The organism is Bradyrhizobium sp. LLZ17, assembly GCF_041200145.1.
Lineage (GTDB): Bacteria > Pseudomonadota > Alphaproteobacteria > Rhizobiales > Xanthobacteraceae > Bradyrhizobium.
The window spans coordinates 1,287,137-1,299,801 of record NZ_CP165734.1; the positions used below are offsets into that span (position 1 = coordinate 1,287,137).

A 12,665-nucleotide genomic window follows, 5' to 3' on the forward strand; every position below is an offset into this window, starting at 1 on the left:
CGGAGATTGCTGCTCGACTGAGCCATCGCTTCTCGCTTCAGATGCAGATGGACGGAAACGTCGCCGCTTCGCTGGGAGACTATTCCGTCAGCCTCGGCCAGTTCAGCCAGGCCGCGACGGTTCGCGCCCGCGACCTGAGCACCGGCCTTTCGCTCGCGTCCTTTGCAGGGAAGAGCGTGCTCGCCAGGGAAGTCGACGCGCTCGTGCGTCGGTTGGCCCGGCATGGGCTTCTGGAATACCGCCTCTCCTCGCCGCGTCATGAGCAGGACCTCGTGGTCATCGAGCCCCAGATCGCCGACTACTGGCCGCGACGTGCGAAGCTCGGCAGCCGTGACACCGTCGTGTTGTCTCGCTTTGCCTATCTGCGCCGGCGCGGCAACGAGATGGTGCTGGAATCGCCGCGCGCAGGCGCGCTGTTCCGGATCGGCGACCCCGCCATCGCCACGACCCTTGCCGAGCTGTCGCAGCGTCGGAAAATCAACAAGCTCAACCTGCGGGCGGCGTCCTCGACGCTTTGTCTGCTCGAACTGTTGCTGGACAGCCAGATCTTGATCAAGATCGGCGCCAAAGACGAAGACGGCCTCCGGATGAACGAAGGCGACGGCAATCTCGTTCTCTGGGATTTCCATGATCTGGTGTTTCACACGCGCAGTACGGAGGGCCGGCAAGCCAATCCGGTCGGCGCCGCCTTCACCTATGCGAGCGTCGTTCCACCCTTGCCCGCGGTACGTCCGCCCTGGCCCGGCAGCAAGATCGACCTGCGCAAATTCGCCCGCGCCGAACCGAACTCTCCCTTCCCGAAGCTGTTGCGCGAGCGCCATTCAACACGGGATTTCGACGACAAGCATCCGGTCACGCTCGGCGAGCTCGCGCAGTTTCTCGACACCACCGCGCGCGTCCTGTCCGAATGGAAGAGTGGCCCGTATTTCGAGGGCGGGACCGACGTTACCTACAGCACGAGGCCGTATCCGTCAGCCGGCAGCGCCTACGAGCTGGAATTGTACCTGACGGTCACGAATTGCGAAGGGCTGGCGCGCGGCCTCTACCACTACGATGCAGCGAGCCACGCGCTGGTCGCGATCGGCGCTTCCACTCGACAACTCCAGGCGCACGCGGCGGCCGCCCAGTTTGCCATGGATGCCCCTGGTCAGCCGCAAATCCTGATCACGATTGCCGCGCGCTTTGGCCGGATCTCCTGGAAATACAGCGCCATCGCGTACTCCCTGATCCTGAAGGATGTCGGCAGCCTGATTCAGACATTCTATTTGGCTGCGACCGATATGGGTCTCGGCGGCTGCGCCATCGGCAGCACCAACATCGATCTGTTCGCGCAGATGACGGAACTGGAATTCCATATCGAGGGCCCGGTCGGCCAATTTGCGCTCGGGCGCGGCAGGAACCCGGACGTCCACGGCTAGCGCGTGCAGGCGCATCGTCATCGCGCGGAATCAAGCACGTTCGAATCCGTAGTGATCCGGAATGGAATCCTATTTGGATGTCGCGTACATCGCGCATATCGATCGGCGGCCTTCCAAGGGCATCACCCTCTGATCGCGCTACATGGGGTTGGGGGACCACGTGGGCGGGGGATCAAAGGCTGGGGCAAGGTTACGAGGTCCGGACTCCTAGGCACTCCGGACCTCGTGCTTTTGATATTGAAAGCGATCACGCGCCGCCCGGCTTTCCAGCCTGGCGGCGCGTTTTCGTGTTGGGCGCTCAGCGCGTCTGCGGCTCGATCGTCACGGTGCAATCGCCCTGCCCTTGCGTGGCGACCACGATGTCACCGGTCGGGGCTCCGAGTGCGATCGGTGCGGACGAGCCGCCGCCGGGCAACTGAACAGTCACGCTCAACGAGTCCGTGCGGGCGCTCGAGCCGACCGTTGATGGTTCTGCTTCGGTGACGTTGCCGGACGCGTCGCGCCGCATGATGCGGCAGTTCACGTTGCTGGTCCCGCTGCCACCACTGGCCGCCGCCATGCTCGACCCGCCACGATCGTTCATTTGCGCACGGGCGCGCGAGGGATCGCGCGGCACTTGGCTGACGATCCGATGCGTCTGGGGCTCTACAATGACGACGTCGTCATCGGTCGCGAAATATTCGTAGTCGCGATATTCGGGCTCGATCGAAACGATGTCGGGCGGCAATCGGTGAAGACGGACGCGCGGCGGAATCGTCTCGCCGACGCGGATCGAGATGTTCAGGTTGCGCTCGGGTTCGATGCGTTCGCGGCTCAAGGTTTCGGAGATCCGCACCTGCTTTTCGGGATTGATGCGGTTCTGCTGACTAACTTGGGTGTTGGTCTGAGTTGATTGACTGGCTTGATTGGTCTGCGTGCCCGTTTGAGAGGGCGTCGTCTGTGCATTGTTGGTCGCAGGGGTCCGGTTGGTGTCGGTTGCCGTGGCCGGACGGTTGCCCTGTTGCGCAGGCTGCTGCTGCTCGGCGGCGTTGCGCGGTGGCTGGTTCTGGTTCCGCTCGTTCTGGTTCGCCGCCGTGCCCGCGCGGTCATTGTGCTCGCCAGCTGTTCCCGCCTTTGATTTCTCGGACTCGGCCGTCGACTTCTGCGGTGCCGACTTGTCCGGCTTCGTCTCGGCGCTGCTCTTGCCACTCTCGTTCTTGCCAGCGTCGTTCTTGCCAGCGTCGCTCTTGGCAGTGTCGCTCTTGGCAGTGTCGTTCTTGCCAGTCTCGTTCTTCCCACTCTCACGGCCCTGCTTGGCGCTTTCCGCCTCGCGGTTGCGATCTCGCCCCGGCTCGCGGGATTCCTGCGCCTGCTCTTTCGCGTTGGGTTGATTGCGCTCGGAAGCCGCCGCGGGCCGGTTCTTCTCTTCGTTGGCCTGGCGATTGGCGCCGCCCTTATCTTCCCGTCCGGCCCCCTGCATTTTCTCCTGGCCGCCTTGCGCGCGTTCCGGACCGCGTTCCTGAGTCCGTTCCTGGGCCGATCCACGTTCGCGCTGCTGCGCGGCGCCTTTCGCCGGCTCCTCGGTACGTTTCGGTTCGTCTTTTCGCTCACCGGGCGCCTGGGCATAGGCCAGGCCCGATGCGAGCATCAGCCCGACGGCGGCAGTCGACAACATCAAATGCTTGCGCATATCCCTCTCCTCGTCATTTTTCCAACAGAGGCGAACGTCGCGCTCGCGTGAAGGTTCCTGAAGGGGAAACGGCGGGACGCGCTCATCGGCGCGCCGGATCAGATCGCGCTCACATCGCGTCCTTCAGCGTGAGTCGCGCCGTGAACGTTACGCTGGTCTTGCCGACCAGCGCCATGCCTTCAACCTCGGCGCGGTCGGCGGAGTAGTGGCCCGAGAAGCCGCAGGTCACCTCTCTGCCGCCGAAGGCGAAGTGTCTTGCCGACGGCCTCGGTGTGCTGATTGACGGTCATGTCGCCGCGCCACTTGCCGTTCCGGAAGGTGTAGCTGCCGGTGTAGTAGAAATAACTGTCGCCGCCCATGATGCGGCCATCGCAGAGCACGACGACACCTTTGGCCTGGCCGCGCTTGCCATCGCGCATCTCAATTTCAAAGATGTAGAGGCCATTGCGAACGCTGTTCTGGACGTCGCCCCGCTCGGACGCATCACCGGTCGACATGGCTCATCCCCTGCTCAAACCGGCACGTTTCGTTCCAGATCCTCAAGCCATGCCGCTGCGCTCGAATCCGAGGGCGCGCGCCAGTCGCCACGCGGCGACAGCGAGCCGCCGGCCGAAACCTTCGGTCCGTTCGGCATGGCCGATCGCTTGAACTGGCTGAAGGCGAAGAAGCGGCGCAGAAACACCTCGAGCCACCGACGGATTTCGGGAAGATCATAGGCCTTGCGCCGGTCGTTCGGGAACGCCGGCGGCCACTCGCCCTTCGCAACATCCTTCCACGCCTGGAGCGCCATGAACGCGATCTTGGAGGGCCGCATGCCGAACCGCAGCGTGTAGAACAGGTTGAAGTCCTGGAGTTCGTACGGCCCGACCGCGGCTTCGGTACTTTGCGGCTTCTCGCCGGGCTTGGCCGGAACCAGCTCCGGCGAAATCTCGGCCGACAGGATCGATGCAAGGGTCCGGTTGACGTCGTCGCTGAACTGTTTCGAGGCGATCACCCAGCGGATCAGATGCTGGATCAGCGTCTTCGGCACGCCGGCATTGACATTGTAATGCGCCATCTGGTCGCCGACGCCGTAGGTGCACCAGCCGAGCGCGAGCTCGGAGAGGTCGCCGGTGCCGATGACGAGGCCGCCATGATGGTTGGCGAGCCGGAACAGATAATCCGTGCGCAGGCCCGCCTGCACGTTCTCAAACGTAACGTCGTAGACCATCTCGCCCTTGCCGAAGGGATGGCCGATATCCTTCAGCATTTGCGTGGCTGTGGTGCGGATATCGAGTTCCTGCCAAGTCGTCTGCAACGACTTCATCAGCGCGAACGCATTGGTCTTGCTCTCGCTGCCGGTGGCAAAGCCCGGCATGGTGTAGGCGAGAATGTTTTCGCGCGGCAGGCCGAGCAAGTCGACCGCCTTGGCGGCGACGATCAGGGCGTGAGTGGAATCGAGCCCACCCGACACGCCGATGACCACACGCTTGGTGCCGGTGGCGCGCAGGCGCTGCACCAGGCCGGCGACCTGGATGTTGTAGGCTTCGTAGCAATCCTGTTCGAGCAGGCTCTCGTCGCTCGGGACGAACGGAAAACGTTCGACCTTGCGCAGGAAGCCGATATCGGCGGCCGGTGGCTTAAGGGCGAAGTCGACTTTGCGGAAGAAGCCATCGCGCTGGCGGCGGTTGTCGTCGAACGTCCCCATCAGCGCGCGCTCCTGCCGCAGCAGGTCGAGATCGACGTCCGCAAGCGTGATCTGCCCGCCCTGCCGGAACCGCTCGCCCTCGGCCAGCAGCACGCCGTTTTCGTAGATCGAAGTCTGGCCGTCCCACGCCAGATCAGTGGTGGATCCCCTGCTCCGGCGGCAGAATAGACGTAAGCCGCAAGGCAGCGCGCCGAGGTCGATTGGCACAGCAATGCGCGCGAGCGCGCCCGGCCGATCGTGATCGGGCTGCCCGAGAGGTTGATCAGCACGCTCGCGCCCGCGAGCGCCAGCTCCGAGGCCGGCGTCACCGGGATCCACATGTCCTCGCAGATCTCGACGCCAATCGTCAGGCCAGGAACGTCCTCGGCCGCAAACAGCAGATCGACCCCGAAGGGTGCGCGTAGCGCGCCGATCGCGATCACCTCTCCGACGATCCCAGCGCCGGAGGCGAAATGCCGCCCTTCGTAGAATTCGCGATAGGTCGGCAGGTAGCTCTTCGGCACGATGCCAAGGACGTTGCCGCGGTGAATGACGACCGCGCAATTGTAGATGCGGGCCCCGAAGCGCAGCGGCGCGCCGACGATGAGAACGGTCATCAGGGCCGAGGAGGCCTCGACGATCGTGGCGAGCCCCCGCCCGACCGCATCGAGCAGCGGATCCTGCTTGACGAGGTCTTCGATCGCATAGCCGGACAGGCACAGCTCGGGAAACACGGCGACCGCCACCGACTGCTCGTGGCAGGCATGCGCCGCCGCCAGAACCGCCTTGGCGTTGGCGGTGGGATCGGCCACATGGGACGTCGTGACGCAGGCCGCGACGCGCGCAAATCCGTGGGCGTAAATCGAGTGAAAACTCATCGAGCGCAGTACCTTCGATCTCTTCGCGACCGGAGGTGATCCGGCCGCCATCGGCTCCGACTGTATTTAGCCCATCGACGCCGCCCCGTGCAGGCCATTCGCCGTCATGCATAACGGAATTGCAACTCGCCTGCCCCGCCCCGCCGGCGGTGTCAGGCGCTGCGCGCCAGCACGCCGGGCCGATCCTCGCGCAGCCATTCGGTGATCCGGACCCAGGCATAGGCATGCGTGCGTGCGCCCATGAACAGACCGAGATGGTTGCTGGGCTCGGAGGCCGCCGCAATGAACGCCGGCGGCGTGCCGAGGAGCTTGGCGGTGGCGAGCGCTTGCGCGGCCGGCACCACCTCGTCGTCGAGGCCCGCCAGCAGGAACACGGGCGTCTTGACGTCCTTCAGATCAATCGCGCGCCCGAGTGCCGTGAACTGGCCGCTCGCAATGCGGTTCTCCCGGAAAATCCAGTTGACGATCTGGAGATAGTAGGTGCCGGGGAGATTGAGCGTTTCGGTGTTCCAGCGGTCGAAGCGCGCGAGCAGTGCCGCGCCTTCCTCGCCGGCGAGATCCCTCTGCAAGGCCGCCGCGATGTCGTCGTGGCTTGGCGCTTTCGACCAGACACGCAGCATCTCCTCGCCGCTGACATTGCCGCCGCCACGTGCGACGAGCTGGTCGTAGACCATTTCAGGCGCATTGCGGGCAAGCCGGCACAGCGACGAGTCGATCGCGAGATCGACCGGAGCGCCAACCAAAACCAGCCGCCGCACCTTGGCCGGAAAACGCGCCGCGTAGAGCAGCGACAACCATCCGCCCTGGCACAGGCCGACGAGATCGACGGGCGGACCGATCGCGTCGACGGCGACATTGAGGTCGGCGAGATAGCTGTCGATCGAGAGATAGCGCATGTCCGGCGCGGCGGAGCGCCAGTCGGTGAGATAGACCCGGTCGATGCCGCCATTTTGTAGCGACTGCACCACGCTGTGGCCGGGCGCGAAGTCCGCGATCAGCGCGCGATGCAGCGCATAGGGTGCACAAACCAGGGCTGCGTGGCCTGACCGCGCCCTGGTGCATTCGCGCAGGCGCATGGTCGCAAGCTCCAGCGCCACGGTGTTGGGGGTGGCCCACGGCAGGCTGCTTTCGTCCTGCTCCGCCGGGCGGTGCTCCAGCCACCAGAAACAGGCATCCATGGCAAGACGAGCCGCTTCAAACGGCCACAGCAGCGCATCCTGCGACACATGCGCCGCTCCCTTCGGGTGTTTGCCGCTGTTCTCTGCCACGACTACCTCGCGATCTTCACTGGAACGCCTCGCTGCTCATGACGGAAACGCCAAGGTCCCGAAAACTCTGATGGGCCGCGGCGATCGAGCCGAGCAGATCGAGGCCGCGGCAGGCGTCCTCGATGACGGCCACCTCCAACCCTGCCTTGCGGGCATCCTCCGCGGAAAAGCGAACGCAATAATCGAGCGCGAGCCCGGCGACGAACACCGTCTTCAGCTCGCGCTCGCGCAAATATCCGAGCAGGCCGGTCGGCGTCCGGTGATCGTTCTCGAACAGGGCCGAATAGGAATCGATGCCGGGGCGAAAGCCCTTGCGCACCACCAGGCTTGCCCGGGTGATCTCGAGCGCCTGGTGGAATTCGGCGCCGGACGTGCCCTGCACGCAATGGGATGGCCAGAGCACCTGGGGACCATAATCGAGCTCGATGGTCTGGAATGGCTGCCGCCCCGCATGGTTCGCCGCAAACGAGACATGGTCGCGCGGATGCCAGTCCTGGGTCAGCACCACATTGGCGAAATTTTGGGCGATACGGTTGATGGTCGGCACGACTCGCTCGCCGCTGGGGACGGCGAGCGCGCCGCCCGTGCAGAAGTCGTTCTGCACGTCGATCACGAGGAGCACGTCACGGTCGGACGCCTTCATCGCAGGGCCTCATTGCATCGGCCGGGCGCAACGGGCGCCGGCCGCTTGCTTCAATGTCGATCTTCCCGGGCTGCTTCGCAACCACCGACACTGCAGGGATGTCGCGCAAATCGTCCGACCTTCGTCCCCAGCATGCAACGCTTTGGCGCGGTCCGTGTTGACTAGCCTCATCCAAGGGCGGATTCTGCCATGTCCGCGACATGCGGATCGAAGGAGCGGAGGAAAAAGGCTCGCGCAGCCGGCAAGGCCGCGGTAGCCAGATGGGCATGAGTATCGGCAAGCCAGGAACGATTCTTCTCGCCGATATCGGCGGCACCAATGCGCGCTTCGCGCTGAGCGAGAGCGACCAGATCGGAGCAATCGACTATGTAAAGGTCGCCGACCACCTGACGGTCCAGGAAGCCATCATCGATGTGCTGCGACGGACCGCCGGCGAAAAGCCGGCCAGAGCCGTGCTGGCCGTCGCCGGTCCGGTCACGAACAATCGCTGCGTCATGACCAACAGCCCGTGGATCATCGACGGCAACGAGCTCCAGCCGGCGCTCGGCTTCGACAGCGTCCATGTGCTCAATGATTTCGAGGTGGTGGCCTGGTCCCTGCCCGCCTTGCAGCCAAGCGACCTCATTCCGCTCGGCGGACAGGACGGCTTGCCGGGAGAGCCGTTGCTGGTGATCGGCCCCGGGACGGGCTTCGGGGTATCCTGCTTGGTCGAGCGCCATGGTGCGCGGCTGGCCGTCGTCACCGAGGCTGGCCACGCGACCCTGCCGGCGGAGAACGAACGCGAGGAACGCGTCATCGCCTGCCTGCGTCGGCGCCAGGGTCACGTCTCGATCGAGCGCGGCGCGCTGTCCGGCTCCGGCTTGCAAAGCCTTTACGAGGCGCTGGCGGAGGTCGATGGCGTGCAGATACCGCAGCGCGACGCCGCCGGCATCACCAAAGCGGCGCTGAACAGCAGCTGCGAGCTCAGCCGCGCGACGCTCAGTATGTTTTGCGCGATCCTCGGCTCCGTCGCGGGCAATCTTGCGGTGACCTTTGGGGCCCGAGGCGGCGTTTACATCGGCGGCGGGATCGCCCCGCGCTTTCCCGACTTCCTCGCGGCCTCCGCGTTCCGGGCGCGCTTCGAGGCGAAGGGGCGTTTCCAGGACTATCTGCGCAACATCCCGACCCTACTGATCACCAAACCCGATGCCAGCTTCGTCGGCCTGAAGATGTTCGCCGACCACAATCTGGGTTGAGGCCCGCGCGCTTCTCGCGCGCCACGGTTGAGCAATTCACAGCTGATTGCATCGAATGCACGTTTCCGCGCAGGATCGCGCTTGCCGGTTCGTGTGAGATGGGAAACAATCCAGCCGTGTGTACGGGGGCGTGACATGCGTAAACCAGATCTCGGCTTCGACTATCACCGCTACCACCGGCTGCTGACCGAGGCAGATGACGACGACAAGCGGCAGGCCTTGATCGAGCTCTTGATCGAGGAAAAAGCCAGGGAGCGGCTGGCTGCGCAACGCGCGTCGGATCGCGCCGCCATGACGGCCCATACCATTGCCAACGTGCTGAAGGCCGGCGCCCGCAACTGAGACTTGCAGAGCGTACGCTACTCACGCGATCGCGCGAGCGCTTGCGAGTCCGTTAACGATCCCTGGCAATCTCGCGTCAAACTTTGTGCTGTAGGAGTTCCCCATCACCTGATGCAATTCAGGGGTCAACAGGGGGAATGAACATGAGCATGATTTCACTCGCCGCGGTTCCGGCCGGCGTCGAAAGCCAATCCAGCGACTACTCGTTCAAGACCATTGTCGTGTTCTGCTGCACGGGGCTTTTCGCCTCGTTCAGCCTGATGGCGCACGGCATCGACCTCAGCGCCGGCCTGATGTGAGACGACCGGACTTTGGATCAAGACGGCCGCCCCTCTTGGCGGCCGTTTTCGTTAGGCTATGGCAGAATGCCTGACCTAACGATTTGCCTGCCCGATCAGTGCGGAACCCTGAGGGTGGCTTCCGGAAACAGCGACTCGATCATGGCCTTGAGGTCGTCGAGGGCGATCGGCTTGCGCAGGATCGGTCTCCGCCGCAGCAACGACGGCAGCAGTTCCGGCCCGTAGCCCGTGGCGAACATGAACGGCTTTCCACGGCGCTCGATCAGGTCGGCGACAGGATCGACATAGAGGCCCATCAGGTTGATGTCGAGAATGGCGAGGTCGTACTGCGCGGTCATCGCGAAGGCGCTGGCGTCCCGCACATTGTCGGCTTCCGCGACGACGTGGTGGCCAAGCTCCTCCACCATGTCGGCGATCATCATTCGGATCAACGCCTCGTCTTCGACCAGGAAAACGGAGAGTCCGCCCGTCATGTCAACCCCGCAGCCAACGCACTAACCTAATCATACTCGAAGCTGCGGGAGGGGTCACGAATTCGTGGCGGGCGATGTTAATTCGGCTGCGCTCGTTCTGCTTCAACTTGATCAATCCAGGCCGCGCTCGTGGCTCAGGTGAACCATCTCCTGAATGAAGACCTGCTTCTGCTTGTCGTCCAGACTCGAATACAAGGGCTCGGCGGCGTCGGCGACATTACGCTGATCGGCGGCGCGGTCGATCAGGAACTGCGCCTCGTTGCGCATCTGCTCGATGATGTCGTCGGGCGGATCCCGCTTGGCGCGCTCGACCCGAAGATTGAGCCGTTCCGCGCCATTGTGCCCCAGATAGTGCATCGAACTGGAGAAGCCGAACCAGTGCTTCTCCTGTTCAGGCGTGAGGTTGAGCTCGGTCTTGATGCGCTCGATATAGGCATCGCTGTTGGCGACGATCTGGTCGGGGGTCAATTGCGGCGCGCCGTTCTGGGTCAGGACCGTCACATCCTTGTCCTGCGGCTCATTCTTGGCTTCCTTGGTCGCCTTGGCGCCTTTGGCCGCCTTGGTGGTGTCCTTGGCGCTCTTGGCATCCTTGTCCTTGCCGGCGCCCTGCTGCTTTGCGTCCTTGCTCGTATCCTTGCCCGGATCCTTGCTCGCGTCCTTGGCAGCCGGCTGGCTGCCATTGTTGTTGTTGACGCCGAGCACACCGGTGAAGACACCGACCACGCCGCCGATAGCGCCGCCCAGAACGCCGCCAACGGGCCCCGCCGCCTTGTTGCCCGCCGCGGCCCCCTCCTGAACGCCTTTGACCAAACCCTGTGCGTTCGCGACTGCCGCGGCGCCGAGCAGCAAGGTGAGGACGGATCCGAGTGCGAGCCATCGTCGCAGGCGAAGCCGCGCAGGCGGCGCCGGGGTCATCATTCTGGTCTCCATCTCGATCTGCCAACCTTTCGAACGGCAGGCCTCCTGCCGGTTGCAACTCTATCGGTTTCCGCACGCGGAGGTCTAGGCGCGGACCGCCACCGTCCCCATGCGAAAGCTCTTTGCCGCGAAGCGGTTATGCAGGCTCATTCGGAACTGCGGCGTAATTGCGCACGGATCGTCCTTGATCCGGCCGGCTCCGTGTGTGCGTCGCAAAAAGAGCAGCCGCGGTTCATGGCCAATGCACGCGACCGCGTTTCATACGCAACGTTAGTTCTAGAGCGCGAGGCATTCGGCTTTCTCGACAGACGCAATCAATCATGATCTGATCGCGCTACCAATTTGCCGCATTTTTCGCGTGGTTTTCCAATCGGAAGGGCGGCTCCAACAAGAAACTTGCAAAGCAAAAACTGAAAAAAGCTGAACGAGGAAACTCCAACAACAAGTACCCAAGCGAGGAAACGAGATGTCACGCAAGAAACTGACGCGACGTCAATTTGTGACTGCCACTGCATTGTCCTCCGCGGCGCTGATCACGGCGCCCTATGTCCGAGGCGCCTACGCCGCCGGCAAGCTCTCGATCGGCTTCTGGGACCATTGGGTGCCCGGCGCCAACGACGCCTCCACCGCGCTCGTCAAGGAATGGGCCGACAAGGAGAAGGTCGAGGTCTCGATCGATTACATCACCAGCAACAACAAGAAGATCGAATTGACTGCCGCTGCCGAAGCGCAGGCCAAGTCCGGTCATGACATTCTTCAGATGCCGAGCTGGTGGCCGCATGCTTATTCCGAGAATCTCGAGCCGCTTAACGACGTCATGGAGCCGCTCATCAAGCAGAACGGCGAGGTGAACGGCACCGTCAAATACCTGGGACAACTGGACGGCAAATGGCTTGCCGTGCCGGCCACGCCGGGGAGCCAGATCAAGGGACCCTGCTCCCGTATTGATCTCATGAAGAAACACGCCGGCATCGACGTTCAGGAGATGTATCCGGCCGGCAGCCCGCCGAAAGATGACAACTGGACGTTGGAGACGTTCTTGAAGGCCGCGGAAGCTTGTCAGAAGGCCGGCTTCCCCTTCGGCATCGGTCTCGGCGAGACCACCGACAGCGTCGACACGGCGGGTGCAATCTTCCAGTCGTTCGGCGCCGAGCTCGTCAATGCCAAGGGCGACGTCACCGTCAAGACCGACGCGGTGCGGCAGGCACTCGAGTTCTACAAGAGGCTGATCGCCGTGTTGCCGACCGATGCGCCTTCCTGGGATGACGCCTCCAACAACAAATGGCTGATCTCGGGCCGCGGCGCGATGATCATGAACCCACCAAGCGCCTGGGCGGTCGCCAAGCGCGATGCGCCGCAGGTCGCCGAGCAATGCTGGACGCACGGCTTCCCGTCCGGTCCGAAGGGACGTTTTGCACCCTTCCTGCCTTACTTCTGGGGCGTATGGGCCTTTGGGAAGAACAAGGAAGCGGCCAAGAGCTTGCTCGTTCACCTGTCCTCGCCAGCTGCGATCGAGAAGTTCGTCGCGGCGAGCGGCGGGTACGATCTCCCGGCCTACGCGAATATGACGAAGTTCAAGACCTGGGCCGAGGAAGGGCCGCCGAAGGGCACGCTCTTCCACTATCCGGATCCCTACCATCGTCAAACCCTGTCGATCGCCGCGTCACCGGCGCCGCCGAAGATCGCCCAACAGATCTATTTCCAGGCGACGCTGACCAAGATGGCGCTGCGCTTTGCGCAAGGAGAGAAGCTGGACACGGCGCTCGCCTGGGCCGAGGGCGAGTGCGAGGGCTTCATGCGGACCTGAGCCGGGTGAGTGCCATGGCGGTTCACGCCTCTCGCGTGAGCCGCCGAGG

11 protein-coding genes and 1 pseudogene are annotated in these 12,665 nt (G+C 63.9%); 5 read left to right on the forward strand and 7 right to left on the reverse strand.

Annotated features, from left to right (window positions below; all coding sequences use genetic code 11):
* The first annotated feature begins 41 nt into the window (after positions 1-41).
* On the forward strand, positions 42-1,418 hold the full coding sequence (locus AB8Z38_RS06360; protein WP_369726756.1) for a SagB family peptide dehydrogenase: 1,377 nt from the start codon (positions 42-44) through the stop codon (positions 1,416-1,418).
* 298 nt (positions 1,419-1,716) lie between these two features.
* On the opposite strand, the gene AB8Z38_RS06365 is transcribed toward AB8Z38_RS06360, so the two are convergent.
* The 5 genes and pseudogenes from AB8Z38_RS06365 to pncA form a co-directional block, all read right to left on the reverse strand.
* Positions 1,717-3,087: a DUF1236 domain-containing protein gene (locus tag AB8Z38_RS06365; protein ID WP_369723584.1), complete on the reverse strand. Its 1,371-nt coding sequence runs from the start codon at positions 3,085-3,087 to the stop codon at positions 1,717-1,719.
* A gap of 179 nt (positions 3,088-3,266) precedes the next feature.
* Complete coding sequence (locus tag AB8Z38_RS06370; RefSeq protein WP_369723585.1) at positions 3,267-3,584, reverse strand: GrlR family regulatory protein; 318 nt, start codon at positions 3,582-3,584, stop codon at positions 3,267-3,269.
* Positions 3,585-3,598: 14 nt separating this feature from the next.
* Positions 3,599-5,631 (reverse strand): annotated as a pseudogene (locus AB8Z38_RS06375) (NAD(+) synthase).
* A gap of 152 nt (positions 5,632-5,783) precedes the next feature.
* Positions 5,784-6,899, reverse strand: a complete 1,116-nt coding sequence (locus tag AB8Z38_RS06380) for an alpha/beta fold hydrolase (protein WP_369723586.1) — start codon at positions 6,897-6,899, stop codon at positions 5,784-5,786.
* A gap of 16 nt (positions 6,900-6,915) precedes the next feature.
* Positions 6,916-7,542 carry a bifunctional nicotinamidase/pyrazinamidase gene (pncA, locus tag AB8Z38_RS06385; protein WP_369723587.1) on the reverse strand — a complete coding sequence of 209 codons (627 nt, stop codon included), beginning with the start codon at positions 7,540-7,542 and terminating at the stop codon, positions 6,916-6,918.
* 266 nt (positions 7,543-7,808) lie between these two features.
* Between pncA and glk the strand changes: the two genes are divergently transcribed.
* The 3 genes from glk to AB8Z38_RS06400 all read left to right on the forward strand — a co-directional run bounded on the left by glk (position 7,809) and on the right by AB8Z38_RS06400 (position 9,418).
* Positions 7,809-8,777, forward strand: coding sequence for a glucokinase (glk, locus tag AB8Z38_RS06390; RefSeq protein ID WP_369723588.1), 969 nt, complete (start codon positions 7,809-7,811; stop codon positions 8,775-8,777).
* 135 nt (positions 8,778-8,912) lie between these two features.
* Positions 8,913-9,119, forward strand: coding sequence for a hypothetical protein (locus AB8Z38_RS06395; RefSeq protein ID WP_369723589.1), 207 nt, complete (start codon positions 8,913-8,915; stop codon positions 9,117-9,119).
* Between the two features lie 143 nt (positions 9,120-9,262).
* Complete coding sequence (locus AB8Z38_RS06400) at positions 9,263-9,418, forward strand: hypothetical protein (RefSeq protein ID WP_369723590.1); 156 nt, start codon at positions 9,263-9,265, stop codon at positions 9,416-9,418.
* A gap of 95 nt (positions 9,419-9,513) precedes the next feature.
* Here the strand turns inward: AB8Z38_RS06400 and AB8Z38_RS06405 are convergent, their stop codons facing one another.
* Entirely contained in the window at positions 9,514-9,891 is a 378-nt protein-coding gene (locus tag AB8Z38_RS06405; RefSeq protein WP_369723591.1) for a response regulator, read from the reverse strand.
* Positions 9,892-10,002: 111 nt separating this feature from the next.
* A complete protein-coding gene (locus AB8Z38_RS06410; protein ID WP_369723592.1) occupies positions 10,003-10,809 on the reverse strand; it encodes a Spy/CpxP family protein refolding chaperone in 807 nt (268 codons plus the stop codon).
* Positions 10,810-11,275: 466 nt separating this feature from the next.
* On the opposite strand from AB8Z38_RS06410, the gene AB8Z38_RS06415 reads away from it, so the two are divergent.
* Positions 11,276-12,616 carry an ABC transporter substrate-binding protein gene (locus AB8Z38_RS06415; RefSeq protein WP_369723593.1) on the forward strand — a complete coding sequence of 447 codons (1,341 nt, stop codon included), beginning with the start codon at positions 11,276-11,278 and terminating at the stop codon, positions 12,614-12,616.
* Positions 12,617-12,665: the final 49 nt, after the last annotated feature.

Excerpts from the sequence above, each read along its gene's own strand:
- AB8Z38_RS06400 (WP_369723590.1), top strand. The coding sequence starts at position 9,263 with ATGAGCATGATTTCACTCGCCGCGGTTCCGGCCGGCGTCGAAAGCCAA.
- glk (WP_369723588.1), top strand. The coding sequence starts at position 7,809 with ATGAGTATCGGCAAGCCAGGAACGATTCTTCTCGCCGATATCGGCGGC.
- AB8Z38_RS06365 (WP_369723584.1), bottom strand. The coding sequence starts at position 3,087 with ATGCGCAAGCATTTGATGTTGTCGACTGCCGCCGTCGGGCTGATGCTC.
- AB8Z38_RS06395 (WP_369723589.1), top strand. The coding sequence starts at position 8,913 with ATGCGTAAACCAGATCTCGGCTTCGACTATCACCGCTACCACCGGCTG.
- AB8Z38_RS06370 (WP_369723585.1), bottom strand. The coding sequence starts at position 3,584 with ATGTCGACCGGTGATGCGTCCGAGCGGGGCGACGTCCAGAACAGCGTT.
- AB8Z38_RS06415 (WP_369723593.1), top strand. The coding sequence starts at position 11,276 with ATGTCACGCAAGAAACTGACGCGACGTCAATTTGTGACTGCCACTGCA.
- AB8Z38_RS06405 (WP_369723591.1), bottom strand. The coding sequence starts at position 9,891 with ATGACGGGCGGACTCTCCGTTTTCCTGGTCGAAGACGAGGCGTTGATC.
- AB8Z38_RS06410 (WP_369723592.1), bottom strand. The coding sequence starts at position 10,809 with ATGATGACCCCGGCGCCGCCTGCGCGGCTTCGCCTGCGACGATGGCTC.
- pncA (WP_369723587.1), bottom strand. The coding sequence starts at position 7,542 with ATGAAGGCGTCCGACCGTGACGTGCTCCTCGTGATCGACGTGCAGAAC.
- AB8Z38_RS06360 (WP_369726756.1), top strand. The coding sequence starts at position 42 with ATGCAGATGGACGGAAACGTCGCCGCTTCGCTGGGAGACTATTCCGTC.